At 22.3% G+C, this 24298-nt stretch carries 27 protein-coding genes; 9 read left to right on the top strand and 18 right to left on the bottom strand.

The annotated features are described in order from the left end of the window. Positions 1 to 133: 133 nt before the first annotated feature. Complete coding sequence (gene parC, locus AAHM89_RS09195; RefSeq protein WP_342266138.1) at positions 134 to 2647, bottom strand: DNA topoisomerase IV subunit A; 2514 nt, start codon at positions 2645 to 2647, stop codon at positions 134 to 136. Positions 2648 to 2667: 20 nt separating this feature from the next. Continuing rightward, complete coding sequence (parE, locus tag AAHM89_RS09200) at positions 2668 to 4590, bottom strand: DNA topoisomerase IV subunit B (protein ID WP_342266139.1); 1923 nt, start codon at positions 4588 to 4590, stop codon at positions 2668 to 2670. 355 nt (positions 4591 to 4945) lie between these two features. Between parE and AAHM89_RS09205 the strand changes: the two genes are divergently transcribed. Beyond that, the gene (locus AAHM89_RS09205; RefSeq protein WP_342266140.1) at positions 4946 to 5557 is read left to right on the top strand and encodes an ankyrin repeat domain-containing protein; all 612 of its coding nucleotides are present in this window, start codon (positions 4946 to 4948) and stop codon (positions 5555 to 5557) included. Between the two features lie 173 nt (positions 5558 to 5730). On the opposite strand, the gene AAHM89_RS09210 is transcribed toward AAHM89_RS09205, so the two are convergent. The 4 genes from AAHM89_RS09210 to AAHM89_RS09225 all read right to left on the bottom strand — a co-directional run bounded on the left by AAHM89_RS09210 (position 5731) and on the right by AAHM89_RS09225 (position 7956). Continuing rightward, a complete protein-coding gene (locus AAHM89_RS09210; RefSeq protein WP_339045908.1) occupies positions 5731 to 6138 on the bottom strand; it encodes a transposase family protein in 408 nt (135 codons plus the stop codon). A 7-nt stretch (positions 6139 to 6145) separates the two neighbouring features. Continuing rightward, positions 6146 to 6376, bottom strand: coding sequence for a hypothetical protein (locus AAHM89_RS09215; RefSeq protein ID WP_342266141.1), 231 nt, complete (start codon positions 6374 to 6376; stop codon positions 6146 to 6148). Further along, complete coding sequence (locus tag AAHM89_RS09220) at positions 6366 to 6584, bottom strand: hypothetical protein (protein ID WP_339046964.1); 219 nt, start codon at positions 6582 to 6584, stop codon at positions 6366 to 6368. Before AAHM89_RS09220 ends, AAHM89_RS09215 begins: the two co-directional genes overlap by 11 nt. Before the next feature lie 394 nt (positions 6585 to 6978). Continuing rightward, positions 6979 to 7956: an IS3 family transposase gene (locus AAHM89_RS09225; RefSeq protein WP_342265776.1), complete on the bottom strand. Its 978-nt coding sequence runs from the start codon at positions 7954 to 7956 to the stop codon at positions 6979 to 6981. Positions 7957 to 8067: 111 nt separating this feature from the next. Here AAHM89_RS09225 and AAHM89_RS09230 point away from each other — a divergent pair, with 111 nt between their 5' ends. After that, complete coding sequence (locus AAHM89_RS09230; RefSeq protein ID WP_342266142.1) at positions 8068 to 8253, top strand: hypothetical protein; 186 nt, start codon at positions 8068 to 8070, stop codon at positions 8251 to 8253. Then, positions 8204 to 10228 carry a hypothetical protein gene (locus AAHM89_RS09235; protein WP_342266143.1) on the top strand — a complete coding sequence of 675 codons (2025 nt, stop codon included), beginning with the start codon at positions 8204 to 8206 and terminating at the stop codon, positions 10226 to 10228. The genes AAHM89_RS09230 and AAHM89_RS09235 overlap by 50 nt, the downstream gene beginning before the upstream one ends. Position 10229: 1 nt before the next feature. On the opposite strand, the gene AAHM89_RS09240 is transcribed toward AAHM89_RS09235, so the two are convergent. Continuing rightward, a complete protein-coding gene (locus tag AAHM89_RS09240) occupies positions 10230 to 10472 on the bottom strand; it encodes a hypothetical protein (protein ID WP_342266144.1) in 243 nt (80 codons plus the stop codon). Positions 10473 to 10868: 396 nt separating this feature from the next. Here AAHM89_RS09240 and AAHM89_RS09245 point away from each other — a divergent pair, with 396 nt between their 5' ends. Further along, positions 10869 to 11789, top strand: a complete 921-nt coding sequence (locus tag AAHM89_RS09245; protein WP_342266145.1) for an Mbov_0401 family ICE element transposase-like protein — start codon at positions 10869 to 10871, stop codon at positions 11787 to 11789. A gap of 183 nt (positions 11790 to 11972) precedes the next feature. On the opposite strand, the gene AAHM89_RS09250 is transcribed toward AAHM89_RS09245, so the two are convergent. Continuing rightward, entirely contained in the window at positions 11973 to 12380 is a 408-nt protein-coding gene (locus tag AAHM89_RS09250) for a transposase family protein (protein WP_339045908.1), read from the bottom strand. Between the two features lie 23 nt (positions 12381 to 12403). Further along, positions 12404 to 12826 (bottom strand): transposase family protein, encoded by a 423-nt coding sequence (locus AAHM89_RS09255; protein WP_339045912.1) that lies wholly within the window; start codon positions 12824 to 12826, stop codon positions 12404 to 12406. Positions 12827 to 12941: 115 nt separating this feature from the next. Here AAHM89_RS09255 and AAHM89_RS09260 point away from each other — a divergent pair, with 115 nt between their 5' ends. Then, positions 12942 to 13151, top strand: a complete 210-nt coding sequence (locus tag AAHM89_RS09260; RefSeq protein ID WP_342266146.1) for a hypothetical protein — start codon at positions 12942 to 12944, stop codon at positions 13149 to 13151. A gap of 2 nt (positions 13152 to 13153) precedes the next feature. Here AAHM89_RS09260 and AAHM89_RS09265 read toward each other — a convergent pair whose 3' ends face one another. Beyond that, positions 13154 to 13579: a hypothetical protein gene (locus tag AAHM89_RS09265; protein WP_342266147.1), complete on the bottom strand. Its 426-nt coding sequence runs from the start codon at positions 13577 to 13579 to the stop codon at positions 13154 to 13156. A 267-nt stretch (positions 13580 to 13846) separates the two neighbouring features. Here AAHM89_RS09265 and AAHM89_RS09270 point away from each other — a divergent pair, with 267 nt between their 5' ends. Then, positions 13847 to 14932, top strand: a complete 1086-nt coding sequence (locus AAHM89_RS09270) for a hypothetical protein (protein WP_342266148.1) — start codon at positions 13847 to 13849, stop codon at positions 14930 to 14932. A 104-nt stretch (positions 14933 to 15036) separates the two neighbouring features. Further along, complete coding sequence (uvrC, locus tag AAHM89_RS09275) at positions 15037 to 16809, top strand: excinuclease ABC subunit UvrC (protein ID WP_342266149.1); 1773 nt, start codon at positions 15037 to 15039, stop codon at positions 16807 to 16809. Between the two features lie 113 nt (positions 16810 to 16922). On the opposite strand, the gene AAHM89_RS09280 is transcribed toward uvrC, so the two are convergent. Beyond that, complete coding sequence (locus tag AAHM89_RS09280) at positions 16923 to 17192, bottom strand: hypothetical protein (RefSeq protein ID WP_342266150.1); 270 nt, start codon at positions 17190 to 17192, stop codon at positions 16923 to 16925. 279 nt (positions 17193 to 17471) lie between these two features. Between AAHM89_RS09280 and AAHM89_RS09285 the strand changes: the two genes are divergently transcribed. After that, positions 17472 to 17894, top strand: a complete 423-nt coding sequence (locus AAHM89_RS09285) for a transposase family protein (protein WP_339045912.1) — start codon at positions 17472 to 17474, stop codon at positions 17892 to 17894. A gap of 23 nt (positions 17895 to 17917) precedes the next feature. Next, positions 17918 to 18325 (top strand): transposase family protein, encoded by a 408-nt coding sequence (locus AAHM89_RS09290; RefSeq protein ID WP_339045908.1) that lies wholly within the window; start codon positions 17918 to 17920, stop codon positions 18323 to 18325. 173 nt (positions 18326 to 18498) lie between these two features. On the opposite strand, the gene AAHM89_RS09295 is transcribed toward AAHM89_RS09290, so the two are convergent. The 7 genes from AAHM89_RS09295 to AAHM89_RS09325 all read right to left on the bottom strand — a co-directional run bounded on the left by AAHM89_RS09295 (position 18499) and on the right by AAHM89_RS09325 (position 23514). Beyond that, positions 18499 to 18882 carry a hypothetical protein gene (locus AAHM89_RS09295; protein ID WP_342266151.1) on the bottom strand — a complete coding sequence of 128 codons (384 nt, stop codon included), beginning with the start codon at positions 18880 to 18882 and terminating at the stop codon, positions 18499 to 18501. Continuing rightward, positions 18848 to 19189, bottom strand: a complete 342-nt coding sequence (locus tag AAHM89_RS09300; protein ID WP_342266152.1) for a hypothetical protein — start codon at positions 19187 to 19189, stop codon at positions 18848 to 18850. Before AAHM89_RS09300 ends, AAHM89_RS09295 begins: the two co-directional genes overlap by 35 nt. Before the next feature lie 210 nt (positions 19190 to 19399). Beyond that, positions 19400 to 19522, bottom strand: a complete 123-nt coding sequence (locus tag AAHM89_RS09305) for a hypothetical protein (RefSeq protein ID WP_342266153.1) — start codon at positions 19520 to 19522, stop codon at positions 19400 to 19402. A 1140-nt stretch (positions 19523 to 20662) separates the two neighbouring features. Next, positions 20663 to 21616 (bottom strand): hypothetical protein, encoded by a 954-nt coding sequence (locus tag AAHM89_RS09310; RefSeq protein WP_342266154.1) that lies wholly within the window; start codon positions 21614 to 21616, stop codon positions 20663 to 20665. 267 nt (positions 21617 to 21883) lie between these two features. Beyond that, complete coding sequence (locus AAHM89_RS09315) at positions 21884 to 22861, bottom strand: IS3 family transposase (protein WP_342265776.1); 978 nt, start codon at positions 22859 to 22861, stop codon at positions 21884 to 21886. A gap of 87 nt (positions 22862 to 22948) precedes the next feature. After that, a complete protein-coding gene (locus tag AAHM89_RS09320; RefSeq protein WP_342266155.1) occupies positions 22949 to 23209 on the bottom strand; it encodes a hypothetical protein in 261 nt (86 codons plus the stop codon). A gap of 2 nt (positions 23210 to 23211) precedes the next feature. Then, positions 23212 to 23514: a hypothetical protein gene (locus tag AAHM89_RS09325; RefSeq protein ID WP_342266156.1), complete on the bottom strand. Its 303-nt coding sequence runs from the start codon at positions 23512 to 23514 to the stop codon at positions 23212 to 23214. Between the last annotated feature and the right edge of the window lie 784 nt (positions 23515 to 24298).

The following is a 24298-nucleotide window of genomic DNA, read 5'->3' on the forward strand; positions in this document are numbered from 1 at the left end:
ATAATAATTATAGCATTGATATAAGTCCTATCCTATTCACTCTTAACTAAAATTATTATTTAAATTTATATTATGAAATTCAAAAAAACTAATTCTTTAAAAAAGTTCATAATTTTCAATAAAAAAGTTTATTTTAAATACCATTGTTGCTTTCTTTTGTATTAAAATTTTCTGATATTGATGATATATCAGCATCAATAACATCAGTTTTTAAATCAATCACTAAATTATTACCACCAGCAATAATATCATCAGCAACTACTTTGCCAGTTCCTTCATTTACCTTGCTAAGATTAATGTCACTTGCTTTAATCACTAATCATTTTTCTTTTTTCGTTAATATATTAATAAAAGATGTTGCTGGTGATAAGAAGGTTTTAATAATACTAATACTTTTACTTTTAGGAACTTTTATTACTTTATTACCTTTTGTTGTTCGTGAAGTTTGTTCAATAGTATTGAATAACATTCGTTTAATTGTTCCAACTGATGTTAACATTGCATAAATATCATTACTATTACCACAAGCCATTCCTACCACTTCATCTTCTTCAGAATTAATTTTCAAAGCTTTAACACCTGTTGCGGTTTTAGTTAATAATGGAACTTTCGTTTCTAAATATTTTAAAGTCATACCCTTGCGAGTACTAATAACAATAAAATCATGACCGGTAGTACTATTAACACTAATAACACTATCGTTCTCTTTTAACTTAACATATTTGGCGGTTTTATTAAATCTAGTAGTTGCTAACTCTAAAAGTGGCATTCTTTTAATTAAACCATATCTAGTAGCGACTACTATATTTACATTTGACTGTTCAAAACTATTAACTTGCGCAACACTAATAATTTTTTCATTTCCTTCAAGTTTACATAACGTATTAACATGAATACCATTATCTTTTCATTTATTTTCTTCTAATTTAAAAATTGGTATTAAAAAATAATTACCTTTATTTGTAAAAAATAATAAATTATTAAAATTATTGAACATTGCTCCACCAATAATAACATCATTTGGCTTACGTCCAAAATCTTGATAATCAAGATTTTGTAAAAATACTTTACTACTTATTACCTTAATTCAACCATCATAACTAATACTAACAAATACATTTTCTTGTCGCAATGTTGCTTTTTCATCAATTATAATTTCAGAAATTTCACCTTGAATTTGTGATTTTCTTAATCCAGAAAAATGAGAATTAATTTGTTCTAACTCAGTAATAATAACTTGACGTAGTGAATTTTCATTATTAAGAATTTCTTGTAAAACAATAATTTTACTTTCAATATCTGCTTTTTCTAAAACTAATGATTGAATATCAGTAGCAGTTAAACGATATAAACGCAATTGTACAATTGCTTCTGCTTGAATATCAGTAAAATTAAAAGCTGATATTAAATTTAATTTTGCTTGCATACGGTCAGTTGATGTTCTAATAATTTTAATTACTTTATCAACTTCACTTAATGCAATAACTAAACCATTAACAATCTCTAATCTTCGTTCTAATTGTGCTAAGTCATATTGTGAACGCTTAGTAACAACATCAATTTGATGATTAATATAAAAATCTAACATATTAATTAAACTCATTTGTACTGGTTTTTTGTTAGCGATTGCTACTAAATTAAAGTTATAATAAATTTGTAAATTGGTATTTTTAAATAAATAATTTAAAATTTCTTGCGGTTTACTATCTTCTACTAAATCAATAACTATTCGTAAACCAAAACGATCCGTTTCATCACGTACTTCTTTAATACCATGAATTTTTGCTAATGTTTTAACATCATCAATTTTTTTAATCAAATCTTGTTTAATAACTTCAAATGGAATTTCGGTAATAATTATTTGTGGAATTTCACCTTCATTATTAATATGAGTTTTAGCACGAATTGCAATTCGCCCTTTACCAGAACGATAAGCTTCTTTAATACCTTTAATACCTTTAATAATTCCTCCGGTTGGAAAGTCAGGACCCTTAATAACACGCATTAATTCGCTTAAATTACATTGTGGATTATTAATTCTCATGACAATTGCATTAATTACTTCTTGTAAATTATGAGGTGGAATATTAGTTGCCATTCCAACAGCAATTCCAGAAGCACCATTTACTAATAAATTAGGAAAATAGGCAGGTAAAACTGTTGGTTCTGTTTCTGATTCATCAAAATTTTTAATTAAACTAACAGTATTTTTCTTAATATCCTTCAATAATAATTCTGAAATTAATGATAAACGTGCTTCTGTATATCGCATCGCAGCAGGATTATCACCATCAATTGAACCTTTATTACCATGCATTTGTACTAATGGTCATGCTACCTTTCACTCTTGTGCCATTCTACACATCGCAGCATAAACCGCTGTATCACCATGAGGATGATATTTACCAATTACTTCTCCAACAACACGAGCTGCTTTTTTATATGCTTTATCATTGGTTAAACCCAAATCATTCATAGCATGCAAAATTCGACGTTGAACTGGTTTCAAACCATCACGGATATCGGGCAATGCTCGTTCTAAAATAATATATTTGGCATATCGACCAAAACGTTCTGCAACAATATCATCAATAGGATAAGATAAAATTTGTTCATTATTTTGTTGAATCTCTTCTTTACTATTCATAACTTATAAACTCCTTTTTCTTAATAATCACTAGCTTCAAAAGAAATATTTTCTTCAATTCATTTTCGTCTTTTTTCTGGTTTATCACCCATTAATATTTGAATTTCTGTTTCTGCTGATAGAGCATCCTCAATAGTAATTTTAATTAATTGACGGACATTTGGATCCATAGTTGTTTCTCATAATTGTTCAGCATTCATTTCTCCTAAACCTTTATAACGTTGCAGGTCATATTTACCTTTAATTGTTTCAACTTTATCTTTTAATTCTAACTCATTTCAAACATATACATGTTTCTCTTGTTCTTCTTCTTTAAAAGAAATTTTAAATAAAGGCGGTAATGCAATATAAATATTACCCGAAGTAATTAAATCTCGCATATAACGATAGAAAAAAGTTAGTAATAAAATTTGAATATGGGCACCATCAGTATCGGCATCAGTCATAATAATGACTTTATTATAATTACAATTTTCAATACTAAATTCGTTACCAACACCAGCACCAATCGCATTAATAATCATACTAATTTCCTCATTATTAAAAAGATCAATTACTTTAGTTTTTTCGGCATTAATTACTTTTCCTTTTAACGGTAATATCGCTTGGAACTTACGATCACGACCTGACTTGGCACTGCCACCAGCGGAATCTCCTTCCACTAAAAATAATTCATTAATGTTAGGATTTTTACTTTGTGCAGGCACCAATTTACCTACTAAAAATTTTTGCGTATCTTTACTTTTATTACGCAATGATTCGCGTTCTTTTCTTAAAGCATTACGAATATCACGAGCCTTAATGGCTTTATCAATAATTTTTTTAGCAGCATCACTATTTTCGTGAAGTCAAAATGAAAATCTTTCATTAACAATATTATCAACAACAATTCTTGCTTCGGGAGTTCCTAATTTACCTTTTGTTTGACCTTCATATTGAATTAAATTTTCAGGAATACGCAACGAAACAATAGCAACCAAACCTTCTCGCAAATCATTACCTTCTAAATTTTTATCTTTTGCTTTTAATAATTCTTGTTTTCTTGCATATTCATTAATAGCTTTCGTTAAACCACTTTTAAAACCAACTAAATGACTTCCACCATCAACAGTTTTAACATTATTGGCAAACCCTACTAACGTTTCACTATAATCTTCAGTATATTGTAATACAATTTCAACGTCAATATTATTTTGTTTACCTTTTAAACTAACAATTGGTGATAAATTTTTTTTATCTTTATTTAAATATTGCATGAAAGCAACTAAGCCATTTTCATAATGAAAAGTTTCTTCAGTACCTGTCCTCTTATCAATTAATTGAATACTTAAATCATTAATTAAAAAAGCACTTTCACGTAAATGTTGTTCAAATAAATGAACATTTCAATCACAACCTAGAAAAACACAATGAAAATCAGGTAAAAATTGTACCCTAGTTCCTGTTTTATAAGTGCTACCAATCATTTTTAAACTTTGATCAATCTTACCACCATTTTTAAATTTAATTTCATGAATTTTTTTATCACGATGAATAGTAACAATCATTCAATTACTTAAAGCATTTACTACTGAAGCACCAACACCATGTAAACCACCCGATGTTTTATAACTATTAGTGTCAAATTTTCCACCAGCATGTAAAACCGTATAAATAACTTCGGGAGTACTTTTTTTTGAAGCATGCATACCAGTTGGAACACCACGACCATTGTCTTCAACAGTAACTGACTTATCAACATTAATAGTAACAACAATACTAGTACAAAAGCCAGCTAATGCTTCATCAATACCATTATCAACAATTTCTCAAACTAGATGATGAAGACCACGATTATCAGTAGAACCAATATACATTCCAGGTCTTTTTCTAACTGCTTCTAGACCTTCTAAAATTTGAATTGATGATTCATTATAAACACTGCTTTTTGGTTTATTTGCCATGAAAAAAACTCCTTACTACAATTTATTTCATTTTCATTTTATCATATATTTATTTATTTAAAGATAATGTCGATAAAAGAACTAAATCAATTTTATAATTTAAAGTTAAAGGTTTCTATATAAAATTTAATATAATACATTTAAAATAAATATTTATCTAATAATTTTTAATTATTAATAAAACAGTTATAAAATAAATATAAAAAAACTATTAACTTTTAATTAATTTAAAAGTTAATATTTGAATCATAAAAAAAATAAATATAATAATCTTATAAAGATTATAGAATTTTATCGCTTATTTATTTTAATATTTACAAAGTAAATGGGTTTTTATTGTTAAAGGAGTAAAAAAATGAATGACGATTTAAATGAAAAATTAATAAATAGTGCTTGAAATGGTGATTTAGATACAATTAATATTTTACTGACAAATAATGGTGCTGATGTTAATTATTTAACTATAAATAATTTTAGCGCTTTAACACTAGCCGCCTGAAATGGACACTTAAATATCGTTAAAACTTTACTAGAAAATGGTGCTAATATCAATCATGCTAATATATTTGGTAATACTGCTTTATTATTAGCTGCTGAAAATAATCATATTGAAATAGTTAATACACTAATAGAAAATAACGCTAATATTAATCATGAAAATAATGGTAATGAAACCGCTTTATTATTAGCTGCTAAAAATGGACACTTAAATATTGTTAATAGCTTAATAATGCAACATAATATTAATATTAATCATGAAAATATAGAAGGTTACACTGCTTTCAAGTGAGCCGCCAGAAACGGATATTTAGATATAGCTAATGTTATAATAGCGCATAATGCTAATGCTGATCATACAAATCAAATAAATAATAATGCTTTAGTATGAAGCGCGCGAAATGGTTATCTAAATATAGTTAATAGTTTAATAGTACATAGAACATATTCCGTAATTAAATTTAATTAATTGTCAATAAAATTGTTTTAAAACTATTTAGTGTTATTGAATATAGAAATAAATATTTTTTGAAAAAATAGTTTAAAAAATGAGTTTAAATTTTAAACAAAAAATTGTTAATAATATTTTTATATTAACTCGATAAAAATTTAAATTTTAAAAAAATATTTTTAATATTTTTTTTATTTTAATGGTTTTATTTTATTAAAAATTTCACAAAGTAAGTTAAATCTTAAGTACATAAGTCTAAATTTAGATTTTCTACATTTATTTACTAAAATTTTGAATCTTTTCAATCAAGCAAAGACATGTTCAACTTTAATTCTAATTTTAGATACAATCTTATTGTATTTTCTTTCTTGTTTAGTTAATTTTTTATTTTTAGTTCTTTTAATTGGTATTATTGTATTTTTATAAATATTTTGTATACCTTGATATCCTAAATCACCAATAATTATTGTTTTTTCTGAAAATTCAAGATTTGAATTTTTTAATATTTGAAAATCATGCACTTTACCATTATCAGCAAAAATATCAACAATTTTTTTATTAAAAAAATCATATACAATTTGAAATTTTATAGAATACATTCAACTTTTACCAGAAAAATATTCTAACTGTAGTTTTTTTAGTTGGTCTTTCAATTTCAATCTCAGTTGAATCAATTAAATAAAATTGAAATTCATTTGAATTTTCTTGTTTTTTATCAATTTTTAATTTATATCTTTCTTTTAAAAATTGGTAATCTTTGTGGTTACTAAGTTTATTTTCTACTCAAGTAATATTTCGAAAACAACTTGATGGGCTCATTTTAGATTTAATACTCATTTGAAAAAAAAGTATAATATTCTTTTCAGTATAATAAAGTCATCATTAATCTTTCTTCTACTGAAAGTTTATTTTTTCGACCTTTATTTTTTTCTAATTTTTCTATTTCAATTAATTTTTCTAACATTTCATTAAAATGAAAACGTTTTATACCAAAATATCTGTAAAATTCTTCATTTTTTAATTTTTTTAAATTTTCAAAAATCATTTTTATCAACACTTTTCTAAATTTATTGTTAATAACAAAATTATAAAATAAATTTTAAAATTATTAATTGACTTTTAAAAAATTTAATTACGGAATATGTCTATAGTAATTTTAAAGGTAAAAATTTAACTGATATATATAATTGAAATGTTAATGAAATATTTAAACGTTGTGGTATTCATATACCAAGTCAAAAGAAATCTGCACAACAATCAGTTCCCGAAAGTACAGCAGTTAATATTTCAACTATTAATTATATTGAACAAAAATTATGACAATTTAATATTGATATTCTTAAATGTATTCAAATATTAGTAAGCGGTGGTTGGCCCTTAATTACTGGACCATTTTGGTGGTTGGCCCTTAATTACTGGACCATTTTTGATATAAAATTCTAAATTTTAATTTGTAAAATTGGTGGTTTTAGAAATTTAGAATGTATTCTTTCATAATTATAAAACATAACATATTGATTTACATCATTTATAGCTTCATTGATGGATAAATATTGATTTGATCCTTTAGGTAGTCATTCTTGAGATAAATGAGAAAATCAGTTTTCAGATAATACATTACCACCAATATCATAAGGTTGTTTTTTGCTTAAAATTATTTGTTTATCCTCTGCTCATTTTGTGATATCCTGACAATAAAATTCGTTGGCGTTATCTGAATGTAAAATAACATTTTTTACTTGATTTCAAGAAAATTGTTTGTTGATTTTTTCAAGAGCAGGAAGAATTAAATCCTGATATGATTTATTAGGAGCAATATTATAACTAACAACATTATTTGAATAAAAATCAATAATTACAAAAAGATATAATCATCCTTCTTTAGTATTTATTTGTTTAGTGTCCATTGATCAAATTTGATTTGAAGAGGTTGTACTTTTATAATCTTTGTTTACTTTATCCATTGTAGGTATTCACTTATTTGGATTTTTTTTGTTTTTAGGATAGTTATTTTTAGTTTGTTTTAATCCTTGAATATTGTGTTCTTTCATAATTTTTCGCATTTGTTTTATTGATAATTCTATATTTAAAATGATATTTTTTTCTTGTTTTAATCACTCTTTAAAAGCTGAAAAAATTCTTAAATATCCATAAATTCTGCCTTTTCTTGTAGAATGAAATTCGATTAAAAGTTGGCATATTTTTTGATATTTATGATTGCATTTAATAATATGATTTTCTTCTTTTTTAATAGGTTTTTGTTTATTTTTTAAAAAGTAATATGTTGATCTGTTTAATTGAAGATATTGACATAGGTTTCTAATTGAATATTGATTTTTACAATCATCAATAATTTTAATTTTTTCTTTGATATTTAATTTGTTAATTACTAATGCTATTTGTTTAATTTTATCCATTAATAAAAATCCTTTCAGGTTAAAATTAGTGTTAATTATATAACACAATTGTTTTTAGAATACATTCAGGTTTTTTAAATTAATGGTCTAGTAAAAAGGGCTAAGTGGCAAGTGGCAAGTGGCAGCATAGATAAAGATTTATTAAATAGTAAAACATTTAATATTAATGATGAACAAGAAATTAATAATTTAACAGTTAAATTAAAATTATTTAATCCCGAAAATAACCAATTAATAGGAGAGAACAATGGAAAACAACAACAAACCACAAACGAAGTTTCCACAGAAACAGACTAAACTTAATCAAGCAGAAGTAGAAAATGATTATTTAATTGATAATATTCCTTATGATTTTACAAATATGATGGGTGCTACTAGTGACCCAGATATTAATAGAGCATATGATGAATTTAAAAAAAGAACAATATATATTTATGAAATTGAACGTTTATTTAAAAATAATGAAAATAATAGTTTAAGATTTTCAGCAAATACTATTAAAATTGGTTTTATTGATATTGATAAAGTATTAAAAACTACTGCTGTTGAAACATCTGATTTTACTATGCAATTAAATCAAAGAGTAAGTACTAATATTAATGATAATACAATTGAATATAGTATGACTGATATTAAAAATTTAATATTTCAAGAAATAAATTTACTAAATCAATTTAAATTATATGCAGTATCTATTAATGAACCATTAATTGAAAATAATATTGATAATTTATATATCATTAATAACTATTCACAACCTTATCAAAATCCAAAAACAAGAAGTACTAAAAGCATTACTATTATTAAAATTAAAGATTTTAAAACAAGAGATGGTTATCCCAATATTATTAAATTACAAAAACCATTAGACAAAGATACCAAAGTAACTGGTTTAAAAATTAAAGCCCCTAGAAGCATGATTTTTGGCAATATAAAGGTACTTGGTGAAGTTGACAATATGGAAGTATACCCAAAGTTATTTGTCAAGGATAAGATAGCATTTCCGCTGTTATCAATGCCTATTGAAACTCAACCAAAAGTTAGAATATTACAACAGTGATTTAGTGAACAAATATTACCTTGAAATTTAGCAAAACAATTTATTGGACAAGAAAAATCAGTTTTAGATTTAATTGCTATTAGTGGTGGCAAAGAAACAAGAAAAGAAGTTATTAATAATGCAAGAGTAACTGATACTTGACTAGGTTGAGAAATGGGTGCTGTTTGAGATGGTAATTGACCATTAAAACACGAAATACATTTAGAAGATAAAAAAGTTTTATCTTATAGTAATGAAGGATGATATGTTTATCTTGCAACTAATAATAGATTTAAAAGTATAGAAATTGAAATAAAAGATGCACCAACAATTGATAGTTTACAAAAATTATTATTAGATATGTTAAGTTATACATATAACTACAATAGAAATTTCGAAGGTGCAGATTATGATGATAAAGGTAAACCAAAAAATAAAATAACAGAATTAAGAAAAAAATTTGAAGGTCAAAAACCCGATGAAGTGATTACCAACTTATTTAGGCAGTGAGAGTTAGATTATCCAAATTATGTTAATTTATCACAAGTTAAAATATTTAAACAAATATTTACTATGTTATCAAAATATATTTATTCTTCTTTATCAATAAACAAAGGTTTAAATGATGATAATAAAATTTTATTACCATATTATTTTGAATTAAAATCAAGTCCAATACAACCTAGTGAAAATGATATTTGACAGTATAAAGATGTAAAAGTAATATTAAAATCTGTATATTTTGATTTTACAAATATTAATAATATTAAATTAAAAAATAATGATATTAGTCAAAATGAATTATTTAAACTTGATGATAATCAATTTAATTGATTATCAATAACAAATGAATTAGAAAGTAATAACATACCTTCATTAATTCCTGCCGATTGAACATTAACTAATGGTGAATATGGAAAATATTTTACAAAATTAATTATTAATAATAATAAAATTGAAAATGCTTTAAATTTATATGGTTCAAATAAATCACAATTATTTTCAAAGTTAGAATTTTATAAAGAAATTGCACAAATTGATAATGTTAATGAATTTGAATTAAAAATTGAAAATCCGATTAATAATTTAAATCGGATTGAAATCAGTGGTATTTTTGGTGCTGGTAACTATGATTTAATTTTAATAACTGATAAACAAGAAATAAATTTAAAAAATATTAATTTATTTGATAAATATAATGAAAATATTTCTTATATTAACTTAGAGATATAAATTATTTATTAAAATATTCATTAGGATACTTACCATTTCATACTATATCTGTACTGTAGTATCAATTTTGAAAAGATATATCAAATTTTCTTCTTAATGGTTCATCTGCAAAATATAACTCAAATTTATAATCTTTTTTTAAAGTATCATTAGGATTAGTTGTCCAAATAGTTTGAACACCCATTATAGGTTCTTTATATGAATTTAAATAATATTTAAGTCCACTAAGATTATGGGTAAGCACCCCCCATGATTAATCCTATTGTTCCGGTTGTAGCACCAGTTAGTGCTAATGCTAATGTTATTTTACTTAAATTTGTTTTTATTCATGTTTTCATATTAAATTACTCCTTTTTTTCTTGATTTTACTTATAAATTGTACTATTTTTGATTATTTTTACAAGTATGCTTTTAAATGCAAAATAACGCCTAAATTAAAGGCGTTTATTTTGTGAGACCTATAACTATTAATTATATTGAACTTGTTTATTATATTTTAAATATGAAAGTATTTTTTTAAATAATTTTGATTTTAGTCAAAATTACACTTATATATGTTTATAATATTAAAGTAAATTATTTTTTTAAATATATTTACAATAAATTTAGATTTTTTTTAAAATAGTTAGGAGAAGTAAATGTGAATTTTAATTACAAATGAACTTATAAAGAACAATATCCTAAAATTGATAATTTAATTTTAGAACATATAACAAAGAAATGAGAAAAATGAGATTGAAGAATAAAAAATACAAGAGATAAAAAGAAATATAAAATTGTTGATTATGAATATCGAACAAGAAAAACAATGTATGGATTAGTAACTTATAAAAGAAGAATTTATGAATATTTTGATGAAAAATTACAAAAATTAGTTCGTGTTTGTTTAGTTGATGAAAAAATGGAACTTCCAAAATATAAAAGAATTGGTGAAGATATCGAAGATACTATTATCGAAAATTTTGCTGATGGAAAAAGATATCATGATATTTGTGCGATTTGTAAAAAAGCAGGTATTAGTGTTAGTAGTATTCATAGAGTTTTTAAAAATTTTGAAATAGTTGAAGCAAATCCAGTAAAAGTAAAATTAGAAAAAAATAAACCTATTTTTGTTGCAATTGATGATGGTCATCGAAAATTTTGAAATTTTAAACGTAAAGGTATAAAACATTCTATGAGATTAATAGTAACATATACAGATAATATTAATCACAAAGTACAAAATAAAAGAGTAAAAGCAATTATTAGACCAACAAAAACAAAAATTGGAGTTAAAAAGACTGCTGAATTTGTTAAAGAGCATTGTCAAAAATTTTATGAAAATATTGAACAAGCAAGAATTATTATTTGTGGTGATAGTGCAGGATGAATTAAAGAAGTGGCAGATTATTTAGGTGCACAGTTTGTTTTAGATAAATTTCATTTAATTAGAACATTATATCTTGGAATAATGGCTGGAAATAAAGAAAAATATTTAAATGAATATAATCACTGTAAAAATTTAATTAATAATGGTCAATATGAACAATTAATTGATTATTTGGACATATTCCGTAATTAAATTTAATTAATTGTCAATAAAATTGTTTTAAAACTATTTAGTGTTATTGAATATAGAAATAAATATTTTTTGAAAAAATAGTTTAAAAAATGAGTTTACATTTTAAACAAAAAATTGTTAATAATATTTTTATATTAACTCGATAAAAATTTAAATTTTAAAAAAATATTTTTAATATTTTTTTTATTTTAATGGTTTTATTTTATTAAAAATTTCACAAAGTAAGTTAAATCTTAAGTACATAAGTCTAAATTTAGATTTTCTACATTTATTTACTAAAATTTTGAATCTTTTCAATCAAGCAAAGACATGTTCAACTTTAATTCTAATTTTAGATACAATCTTATTGTATTTTCTTTCTTGTTTAGTTAATTTTTTATTTTTAGTTCTTTTAATTGGTATTATTGTATTTTTATAAATATTTTGTATACCTTGATATCCTAAATCACCAATAATTATTGTTTTTTCTGAAAATTCAAGATTTGAATTTTTTAATATTTGAAAATCATGCACTTTACCATTATCAGCAAAAATATCAACAATTTTTTTATTAAAAAAATCATATACAATTTGAAATTTTATAGAATACATTCAACTTTTACCAAAAAAATATTCTAACTGTAGTTTTTTTTAGTTGGTCTTTCAATTTCAATCTCAGTTGAATCAATTAAATAAAATTGAAATTCATTTGAATTTTCTTGTTTTTTATCAATTTTTAATTTATATCTTTCTTTTAAAAATTGGTAATCTTTGTGGTTACTAAGTTTATTTTCTACTCAAGTAATATTTCGAAAACAACTTGATGGGCTCATTTTAGATTTAATACTCATTTGAAAAAAAGTATAATATTCTTTTCAGTATAATAAAGTCATCATTAATCTTTCTTCTACTGAAAGTTTATTTTTTCGACCTTTATTTTTTTCTAATTTTTCTATTTCAATTAATTTTTCTAACATTTCATTAAAATGAAAACGTTTTATACCAAAATATCTGTAAAATTCTTCATTTTTTAATTTTTTTAAATTTTCAAAAATCATTTTTATCAACACTTTTCTAAATTTATTGTTAATAACAAAATTATAAAATAAATTTTAAAATTATTAATTGACTTTTAAAAAATTTAATTACGGAATATGTCTTTTATATAAAGAATTGGATAATCATAAAAAATTAAAGAAACAATATTTTAAAAATAATAAACAAGGTATTGAAAATCAAGGTGCAAAGTGGAATATAGGTTGTTTTACTGAAACTAATATTTGACATGTTTTAAAAGAAATGCTTGGTAATAGAACATATAATATTTTAATTTATATTAAAATGGTTATTTTTAAATGTAATAAGATAAATTTAGAAACATAATTTTAATGAATGTAATAATTATTGATTATTTCACAATTTGCAATAGCATCTCAAAAATTATTATTTTTTAATTTTGTTTTGAAACCAATAATAAAAAAAGTTAATGATATAGTTATAAAAAATAATATTGGAAGTAAAAATAAAAGCAAAAAAATTCCACTTCGTAATTCAGTTCATTCATAATAATTTTCTTTAATATGATGAGTTCCAAGATTATAAAAATATTTTGCAGAATGCTCTATGATAAAACTTAATCGAAAGTGTTTTAACATATCAAATCCATCAATACAATTTAAATTTTTGTTTAAATAAAAAAAATTAAAATGACTAAAATCTATTAATATTAATCCTATAATTAAAGTTAAAATAGTTAAAATAAATAATGATACAGTTAATAACTGTAATTTTTTAAGTGTTTTAATTTTCATTTTTAAATTCTCCTTAACTTTATTCCATAAGTTTAGCACTTACTAAACTTAATTATAAGTATTTTAGTTGAAATATCTTTTAAAAAATAGTAAGATGAATGTACAATTTCATAAAAATCCTAATTATTTCTTGTCTAACATAATAATAAGACTATATGAATTAATTTATTCCAGATTTTTGACAATCTCCCAGATATTACATATATCAATTATGTTATACTATTTTTATAAGTTATTTTGTGGAGAATGTTAAGAGGTGATGTTCTTATGATTAAAAATGGCATCAAAATATCAAAATCTCAATCTCGTGGTGATGAAGTTGGATTACTTTTTTTCTTATTAGTAATCTTCTTTTTCCTAATAGTTAGTTTAACTAGATTTTCAATAATTGGTAAAGTACTTGATGATTTTCTTTTTTCTTTTTTATTTGGGTGAATAAAATATGCTGTTTATTTCTTTCTTTTTTTAATGATTATTCCTTTAGCTTTTGGTTATCGCATGCAATTTAAATTGAAGTATATTTTTGTTTATTTTTTATTTTTAGTGATTATTTGTTGGACAACGCAAACTTTAACTTTAATAATTTTAGGAAAGAGTAATTTATGAACTAGTTATTATAATTTAAACCTATTAAATATTAGTGAAATATACGTTAAAACATGATGAAATACAAATGGTATAAATAATTATCTAGGTTTTTTTGCTTCACCAATTTCTTTTAAAGATTTTAGTGTTGAAACCTTTTTTCCAGCATATGCTACTGGTGGCATTATTAGTAATGTTTTAATAGGTATTTTTAATTATGGTTTTTTTGTTACTAATTTAATTGCAAACTTTATTAGTATTTTTTCTTTAACTTGTTTATTTATTTTTAATAAACCTTTTATTTTCTTTAGCAAAATGAAACAAATTATTAAACAAATTATTATTAATAATAAAAATAAAAAGCAAAAAAATAAAATAAATGCTAATTTAAAACAAAAACATATTGAGTTAAAACAAGAAAAATTATTAATTGATAAACAAGTTAAAAAATCTTTTAGAAAAGAAAATAGTTTTAATAAGGAATCAAAGAAGGAACCGCCTATATCACCAGTAAAAAAAGCAGAAATAAAACAAAATGAAATAAAACAAAATGATAATAGTGACATTATCAATAAACCTTCTTCGCCTATTGTTTATTTTAATGAAAATAGTTATTTAACTCCTTTTGGTAAAATTGACCCTGAAAAACAAAAAGATGTAATGAGTAATAGCAAAGGTACTCTGGTAGTTAAAAAAAGTTTAGAAGATAGTATTTTAAATCGTGAAATTCTTAATGATAACGAAACTATTATTAATAACGAATCATAAGTAATTAATAATGAATAAAATTAAGAATTTACTTTAGGATAAAACATTATATTAATGTTAAAATCAAAGTATCTTTTAATTTGTTAATAAATTTAGGTGAACTAATGGCAGAAAAATCTTTACTACAAATGAAAATTAAACTTTTACCTAATATTGCTGGATGTTATTTATTTAAAGATATACATAATAATTTAATTTATGTTGGTAAAGCTAATTCATTAAAAAAACGAGTAACTTCATATTTAAATAAAGCCAGTAATTTTAAAACAATGTTATTAGTTAATGATATTCATGATGTTGAATACATTACGACATCTAATGAAAAAGAGGCTTTAATTTTAGAACAAACATTGATTAAAAAACATCATCCTAAATATAATATTTTGTTAGCAGATGATAAAAAATATCCTTATATTCAAATTACTACTAATAATCGTGATCCACAATATCGTTATGTACGTAGTGCTACTAAAAAAGAGGGACATTATTATGGACCATTTCCCGATGGTACTGGTGCGCGTGAAATTTTAAAGTTATTGGAACGAATTTTTCCATTACGAAAATGTGCTGGTAATCTTGGTAAACCTTGTTTATATTATCATTTACAGCAATGTTCTGGTGCTTGTTTTAAATCAGTACCTATTACTTATTATGAAGATATGATTAGTAAAATTGATCAATTTTTCAAAGGGAATGTTACTGCTGTTAAAAAAATATTAATTAATAATATGAATATTAGTGTTGAAAACTTACAATTTGAAAATGCTAATCGTATTAAAATTTTGTTATCAAAAATAGATTTATTTTTATCACAACAAGTTGTTGAGTTTCAAGATTATGGAAATCGCGATTTTATTAATTTTTTAATTGAAGATGAAATGGTTGTTTTAATTACTTTATTTTATCGTAATGGTAAATTGCAAGCTAAAGATGAACAAATAGTTCAAAATAATTACTTAGAAATTCAAGATTTAATTCGTAATTATTGTCAACAACTATATAGTAAAAATACATTGCCAAATGAAATATATTTACCATCAAATATTGATTTAAAACAATTAAAATTATTATTTCCACAAATAAAATTTATTAATCCAATTAAAGGAACAAAAGAACATATTTTAACATTGGCAAAAACCAATGCCATTTACGCATGAAATAATTATTTACAAACTAATCAATTTAATGCACCGTTAAATATGATGAAAGTATTATCACAATGATTAAAAATTCCTAATTTAAATCATTTAGAGGTTTTTGATGTTTCTAATCTTCAACAAAGTGCTAGTGTTGGCGGTATGATTGTTTATAAGAATGGTAATCCTAGTTTTAATGATTATCGTAAATTTTTATTAGATCCAAAAATTATTGACGATTATCATCGTTTTTGTGAAATGATTTATCGTAGATATCATCACTTAGTTATTAATAAATTGCCACTTCCTGATTTAATTATTGTTGATGGTGGAAAACCACAAATTAGTGCTACATTAGAACAACTAACATTATTAAACTTAACAATTCCTATTATTGGATTAGTTAAAAATAAAAAACATCAAACTGATAAAATTATAAATGAAAAAATGCAAATTATTAATATTCCTAAAACTGATGCTTGTTTTTTATTTTTGAGTAAATTACAAGATCAAGTTCATAATTATGCAATTAAATATCATAAAACAAAACGAAGTCAATCAATGATAAGTAGTGTTTTATCATCAGTACCAGGAATTGGTTTACAATTACAAAATAAAATATTACAGCAATTTCCAACTTGACAATTATTGCAAAATGCTACAAAAACAGAACTTTCATCATTAGTTAAATCAAAAGTAATTTTAGAAAAACTATGAAAAGAATTACATAGTTTTGAATAATATATTATTAAGAAATAAATAATAACGTAAATAAGATATTTATCTAAGTTACTAATGTAAAAATATCAAAAATTAGATAAAAAATATCTTAATGTTTTAAGATATTGAAAATTTTAAGGTATTGCTTTCGTTTGTGAAAGAATTTTGCATTTGTAAATCGATATTACTAATATGTTCTCAACTTTCAATACTATTTTTATCTTTTGGCATATAATAGTTAATAATTTTTTTCTATTTTCACTGGCATTTTTATTAATTTCTTTTTTTTCAATTGGATTTCAATTTGGAGATGAAGGAATTAATTGTTTTATAAATACTTTATTTTTATAAGTTAATTGATGTTCTTTTTTAATAGTCAAAGTATTTTTTGATTGTAATAACATACAAGCATGATTTCATGCCGAATTTCCTGAATTATCTTTATAATCAATATCAACTGGTCATTCATTTATTAAATAAGTTACTAATTTTTGTCAATCATTTAATACTGCTATATGTAATAATGAAGAATTTTCTTTTCCAAACTTGATAATATTAATAAAATCTTTTTTTTAGAGAATAGACATATTCCGTAATTAAATTTTTTAAAAGTCAATTGATAATTTTAAAATTTATTTTATAATTTTGTTATTAACAATAAATTTAGAAAAGTGTTGATAAAAATGATTTTTGAAAATTTAAAAAAATTAAAAAATGAAGAATTTTACAGATATTTTGGTATAAAACGTTTTCATTTTAATGAAATGTTAGAAAAATTAATTGAAATAGAAAAATTAGAAAAAAATAAAGGTCGAAAAAATAAACTTTCAGTAGAAGAAAGATTAATGATGACTTTATTATACTGAAAAGAATATTATACGTTTTTTCAAATGAGTATTAAATCTAAAATGAGCCCATCAAGTTGTTTTCGAAATATTACTTGAGTAGAAAATAAACTTAGTAACCACAAAGATTACCAATTTTTAAAAGAAAGATATAAATTAAAAATTGATAAAAAACAAGAAAATTCAAATGAATTTCAATTTTATTTAATTGATTCAACTGAGATTGAAATTGAAAGACCAACTAAAAAAAACTACAGTTAGAATATTTTTCTGGTAAAAGTTGAATGTATTCTATAAAATTTCAAATTGTATATGATTTTTTTAATAAAAAAATTGTTGATATTTTTGCTGATAATGGTAAAGTGCATGATTTTCAAATATTAAAAAATTCAAATCTTGAATTTTCAGAAAAAACAATAATTATTGGTGATTTAGGATATCAAGGTATACAAAATATTTATAAAAATACAATAATACCAATTAAAAGAACTAAAAATAAAAAATTAACTAAACAAGAAAGAAAATACAATAAGATTGTATCTAAAATTAGAATTAAAGTTGAACATGTCTTTGCTTGATTGAAAAGATTCAAAATTTTAGTAAATAAATGTAGAAAATCTAAATTTAGACTTATGTACTTAAGATTTAACTTACTTTGTGAAATTTTTAATAAAATAAAACCATTAAAATAAAAAAAATATTAAAAATATTTTTTTAAAATTTAAATTTTTATCGAGTTAATATAAAAATATTATTAACAATTTTTTGTTTAAAATGTAAACTCATTTTTTAAACTATTTTTTCAAAAAATATTTATTTCTATATTCAATAACACTAAATAGTTTTAAAACAATTTTATTGACAATTAATTAAATTTAATTACGGAATATGTCCTATTTGTCATATTGATATTTTCGTTTTGTTCATTATTATCTCCACCACTTTTAAATATGTAGTTTTTAGTAACCAATGTTCTTACTGCTTCTTCTAATGTTGATTGAACATTACCATAAGTTTGATTAAAAATAAATTTAGGTGAATTTAAAATGGTATCTAAAACAATTTGTTCATAAATAACATCTAATCCTTTAATTTTATCCATTACTTTATCACAATCTGCTAACTCATTTGCTTTATTTCGCATAATTGATATTGGTATATAATTAATATTTAGTGTTTGTTCTTGTAATAGATTAGGATTATTAATAAATGATTTAAAATCTAATGGAAATTGTTTTTTTATTATCACTAATACTATAAATTGCACGATTAATAGTTACTTGTTCATTATTTAATGTATAAATTTCAAATAATCTTACCATTTGTGCATTTTGTTCATAACTATCATAAAAAATAGTACATTGAATTAATTTACCAGTAATATCATAAACTCTTTGTTGTATATCTACTACTTGAAAATATAAATTATCATTTGCAATATAAATTAAATAACCACTAATTCCTAATTTACTTAATTTAAAAATAGAATTTCAATTTTTTCTATAAAATTCTTGTTGAATTAAATATTGTTTAATAGTTTCATTATTTATTTCCAATGGAGCATTATATAAATTAGCATTATTTTCTGCTACAAAATCAGTAAAATAAGTTTCATGATTAAAATCATTAAAACCAAAATAATTTAAAATTGAAGCATGAGTACTTTTATTTTTATTAGTTAAAATTTTACTTTTTCATTTTGATTATCACTAATATTACTTTTATCTTTTCTAAAAAATCTACCTAACATAATATTCACCACCTTTCTAAAATATTTGATTAATTTTTAATATTATTTTTACAATAATAAATATAATTAAACCCGCTATTGCTGATGATAAAATTACTCCAATTAAACCTAAAATAATCTTTATAATTTTAAAAAACATAATATTATTCCTGTAATTCTTCTAATTTTTTAAAAATATAATCTCTACCCATACCCCACATTATTCTATTGTTATAAATATTAATTTCAGTTTGTTGGTTATTGTTATTATTCGCTATTCATAAACTACTTTTTACAACGCTTGTATCTAATTGATAATAAAAATTAATTATTTGTCAACTATAATTTTTATTATTTTCTTTACTTGTATAATCACCATAACTTATATATATTCTATAATGTGTTTTATCTTTAAATATATATTTTATAAAATTTTGATTATTATTTTTTTTATCTGTTATAACTTCTCCTACTTCTTTTCATTGTGAAATATTTGGAGTTGGTGTTGGAGTATTTGGTAATTCAATATTAATCTCATTATTTTTTAATTCATTTATTTTTAAAGTATGACTTGTAATTTTTATAGGTTGAATAATATCTACTTTAACTGTATTTTGTAATTCTTCTAATGAAAAAATATTTGCATATTTTTCATTTCCACCTTCTAAAATTAATTGTCATTTATTAATATCTAATAATTGTAAATATAAAATACCTTCTTCATTATTAATTAAACCTTTTGTAAGAAATATTTTACTTCCATGTATTCCACCTAAATAATTACCTGTTTTAAATTCTACTGTTATTCTTGTATTTACTTGATGAAATGGTGGAGATTCCCATGTAATAATTACTCTATAAAGAGTATTAAAAGCAAGATTAAAATCACCATATTTACGATTATTTATACTTTTACCTATTACTTTTCAATTTTCTTTAACTTGTTTTTTATTTATTTCATTAACAGCACTAGCGACAGTTTTATTATTAGTTTCTAAATTAGGAATTTCTTGACTTAGAGCATTTATTTGAAATGCAATCGGAAATTGTGCTTTTGTATCTTCTAATTTTTTATCTACTTCTTCTTTTTTATAATAATCAGATAAATCTACTTTACCACCAGTAGCACTAATTTTATTATTTTCATCAATAGTTATATTAGTACCAGCAATTAATTTGTTTTGTTTTTTATCTAATAAATTATTAGTTTCTATTTTTGTATAATAATCACGTTCAGTACTATCTTCTGCTATAAATTCAGTTGGTGCACCTTTTCCTATATATTGATATATTTCTTCTACTAATCCACTAAAAAATATTTTCCTTTTTGGTTGGGGTATTCTTGACCACTAATAATAAATTTTTTAGTTTCGGTATTATAAACAAGTCCCGCTATATATAATACAGATTCATTTGTTGAAATATATTCCATGAAAGAAATTGAATCAAAAGAGGGAAAATTTATATCATTTGTTTTTAAATAAAACTTAACTTGTTTATTAAAATTTGTATATTTATCACTTGGTTGTTTTTTCAAACTAATCGAATATTTAACTTTAACACTATATCAAGTTAATAATGAAATATTTTCATTATTAATTTTTTTTCATAAAGGACTAGTTTCAATATTAAATCAATTATTTTTAATATCAAGGATATCATCTCTATTTTTAAATATATAATTTGAAATTTGATTTATAGTATTTTCATTTGTAGTAATTCGTTTTTGTTGTTTAGCAGAAAAATCACAAGTTGGTGCATGCGTATAATCACCAATTTGTGGATTATTTTGTAATGCTTCGGGGGGTAATGTACCAATTTCATCAGGTCAATCTAAAATCATTGTTTCAGTTTCTTTATCATAATCAGTTGCAACATAACCTTTATTAATAAATTTACTAACAGGACCTCTATATATTTCATTTTCATTATCATCAACTAAATCATCATATAATTTAATTTGTTTTGATAATGTAAATTCTTTTTGTTGTTCAATTAATTCATCAACTTGATTTCTAGTATAAAATGCTTTTAAGTCAATTTTTTCAACATCTATTTCATCATCATTATAACTTGAAAATATTTGTTTTAATTCTGTTAATCTTGCTCATATTTTCATTCAACTAGGTGCTAAATCTCAAACATTAATTGTAGGAGTACTATTTGCACTAAATTGAGTACCATTATTAAATTGAATAGTAGCATCAACATTAAATTCAATTGGTGTACGATTAAATACTCAATGTTCAACCATAACATAAACCATATCTCTTAATGTTTCTTTAATTAATTCATCTTTAAAACTATCAAAAGGAAATTTAGATAAAATAAAATCAAGATAAGCATTAATATCATTTTGCGCGCGAATATCAAAAGTTTTAAATCAATCATTAACATTAGGTCATGTTTGTATATACTGCTGTGGTGTTTCTGTAATTGTTCCAGTTAATGGATATCAGTTATTATAATTTTCAAGACGGTGGTTGGCCCTTAATTACTGGACCATTTTTGATATAAAATTCTAAATTTTAATTTGTAAAATTGGTGGTTTTAGAAATTTAGAATGTATTCTTTCATAATTATAAAACATAACATATTGATTTACATCATTTATAGCTTCATTGATGGATAAATATTGATTTGATCCTTTAGGTAGTCATTCTTGAGATAAATGAGAAAATCAGTTTTCAGATAATACATTACCACCAATATCATAAGGTTGTTTTTTGCTTAAAATTATTTGTTTATCCTCTGCTCATTTTGTGATATCCTGACAATAAAATTCGTTGGCGTTATCTGAATGTAAAATAACATTTTTTACTTGATTTCAAGAAAATTGTTTGTTGATTTTTTCAAGAGCAGGAAGAATTAAATCCTGATATGATTTATTAGGAGCAATATTATAACTAACAACATTATTTGAATAAAAATCAATAATTACAAAAAGATATAATCATCCTTCTTTAGTATTTATTTGTTTAGTGTCCATTGATCAAATTTGATTTGAAGAGGTTGTACTTTTATAATCTTTGTTTACTTTATCCATTGTAGGTATTCACTTATTTGGATTTTTTTTGTTTTTAGGATAGTTATTTTTAGTTTGTTTTAATCCTTGAATATTGTGTTCTTTCATAATTTTTCGCATTTGTTTTATTGATAATTCTATATTTAAAATGATATTTTTTTCTTGTTTTAATCACTCTTTAAAAGCTGAAAAAATTCTTAAATATCCATAAATTCTGCCTTTTCTTGTAGAATGAAATTCGATTAAAAGTTGGCATATTTTTTGATATTTATGATTGCATTTAATAATATGATTTTCTTCTTTTTTAATAGGTTTTTGTTTATTTTTTAAAAAGTAATATGTTGATCTGTTTAATTGAAGATATTGACATAGGTTTCTAATTGAATATTGATTTTTACAATCATCAATAATTTTAATTTTTTCTTTGATATTTAATTTGTTAATTACTAATGCTATTTGTTTAATTTTATCCATTAATAAAAATCCTTTCAGGTTAAAATTAGTGTTAATTATATAACACAATTGTTTTTAGAATACATTCAGGTTTTTTAAATTAATGGTCTAGTAAAAAGGGCTAAGTGGCAAGTGGCAAGTGGCGTTTGAACTTAAAAAGAAATTTTCTACAATAACTAATATTTTTTTATCAATAAATTTTTCTTTAATTAATTGCATTTTTTCTTTATACATATTTTTAGTTCATAAAACAGTTAATGTATTAAATGTTTCATTAAAAACAATATTATTAGTTTCACTTGAATATATAACCATTCCATTATTACCAATTCCAGCAGGGTCAATCCCAATAATTAAGTCATATTGCATTATTAATCAAATATTCCTTGTTCAATTTTAATTATTATATTTTTTAAACATATTTTTTCTCATATATAAAATTCTATTTGTTTAAAATGTTTAACATTAGATATTTCATTTGTAAGTCACGTTATTCGTTCATCTAAATCTTCTCTTAATTTTTCTTTATATTCATTAATAACTTCTTTTTTAAAATCTTCTCTTAATTTTTCTATATTATTTAAATGTTCTTCTGTTATTTCTTGATTACGTTTTTTATTATATTCATTAATAATTTCTTGGTCTTTATAAGAAAATAGTTTTTGTTTATTCATATTTATGTTCTAGCTACTATTTTTAACAACTGTGTTGTAGTTCACTTTTTTAGTTCCCTAACACGTGTTGATAATAGCGTTAAAGAGGTTTATTAAAAATTTTAAAATTTTACAATTACAAAAAAAGACAAGATTATTTCTTGTCTTTTTCCTTGATAATAATTTTAATTTAACTTACAAAATGTATCTTTTATTTTTTTTAAAATACGTCGAATATAAATTTAAATTTAAGGGTTAAAGAGAGTAATTTTGTCTAATTTTCATTATTTTTCAAATAATTCATTTTTGGAAATAAGTTACTAATATGATAATAAATTATTTCGTAAATTTGACAACCACCCGAAAAATTAAAAGAAGATCGAGTTAAAGAATTAAGAGAACGCGCCAGAGCAGCTGAAGAAGATGAAAGACAAAAAAGAGAACGTGCAGAAGCAGAAAATGCAGCAAAAATAAAAGGTAAAGGACATTATAATCCATGAAATTTTTAAATTTTAAATTTTTCTATTAATTTATATAATGTAGTTTACAAAGTTATTAGATTTTTAATTAATAAAATAAAAAATTTCTTCAACCAAAACTAATATACCAGTTGAAGAAATTTTTTTATTACTTTCAAATTCTCCAGCAATAATTTTCATGTTTTTTTACTAAATGCACTATAAATTATTTTAAATTGATTTTCAATAGTTTTTAGTAATTTTCTAAACTAGTTCTAATTTACTAAACATTATATAAATTTTAAAATTAGTTTAAATATGAAAAATTATATAAGTTAAGGTTAATG

The organism is Spiroplasma endosymbiont of Villa modesta (genome assembly GCF_964030925.1).
Classification (GTDB): domain Bacteria; phylum Bacillota_I; class Bacilli_A; order Mycoplasmatales; family VBWQ01; genus Spiroplasma_E.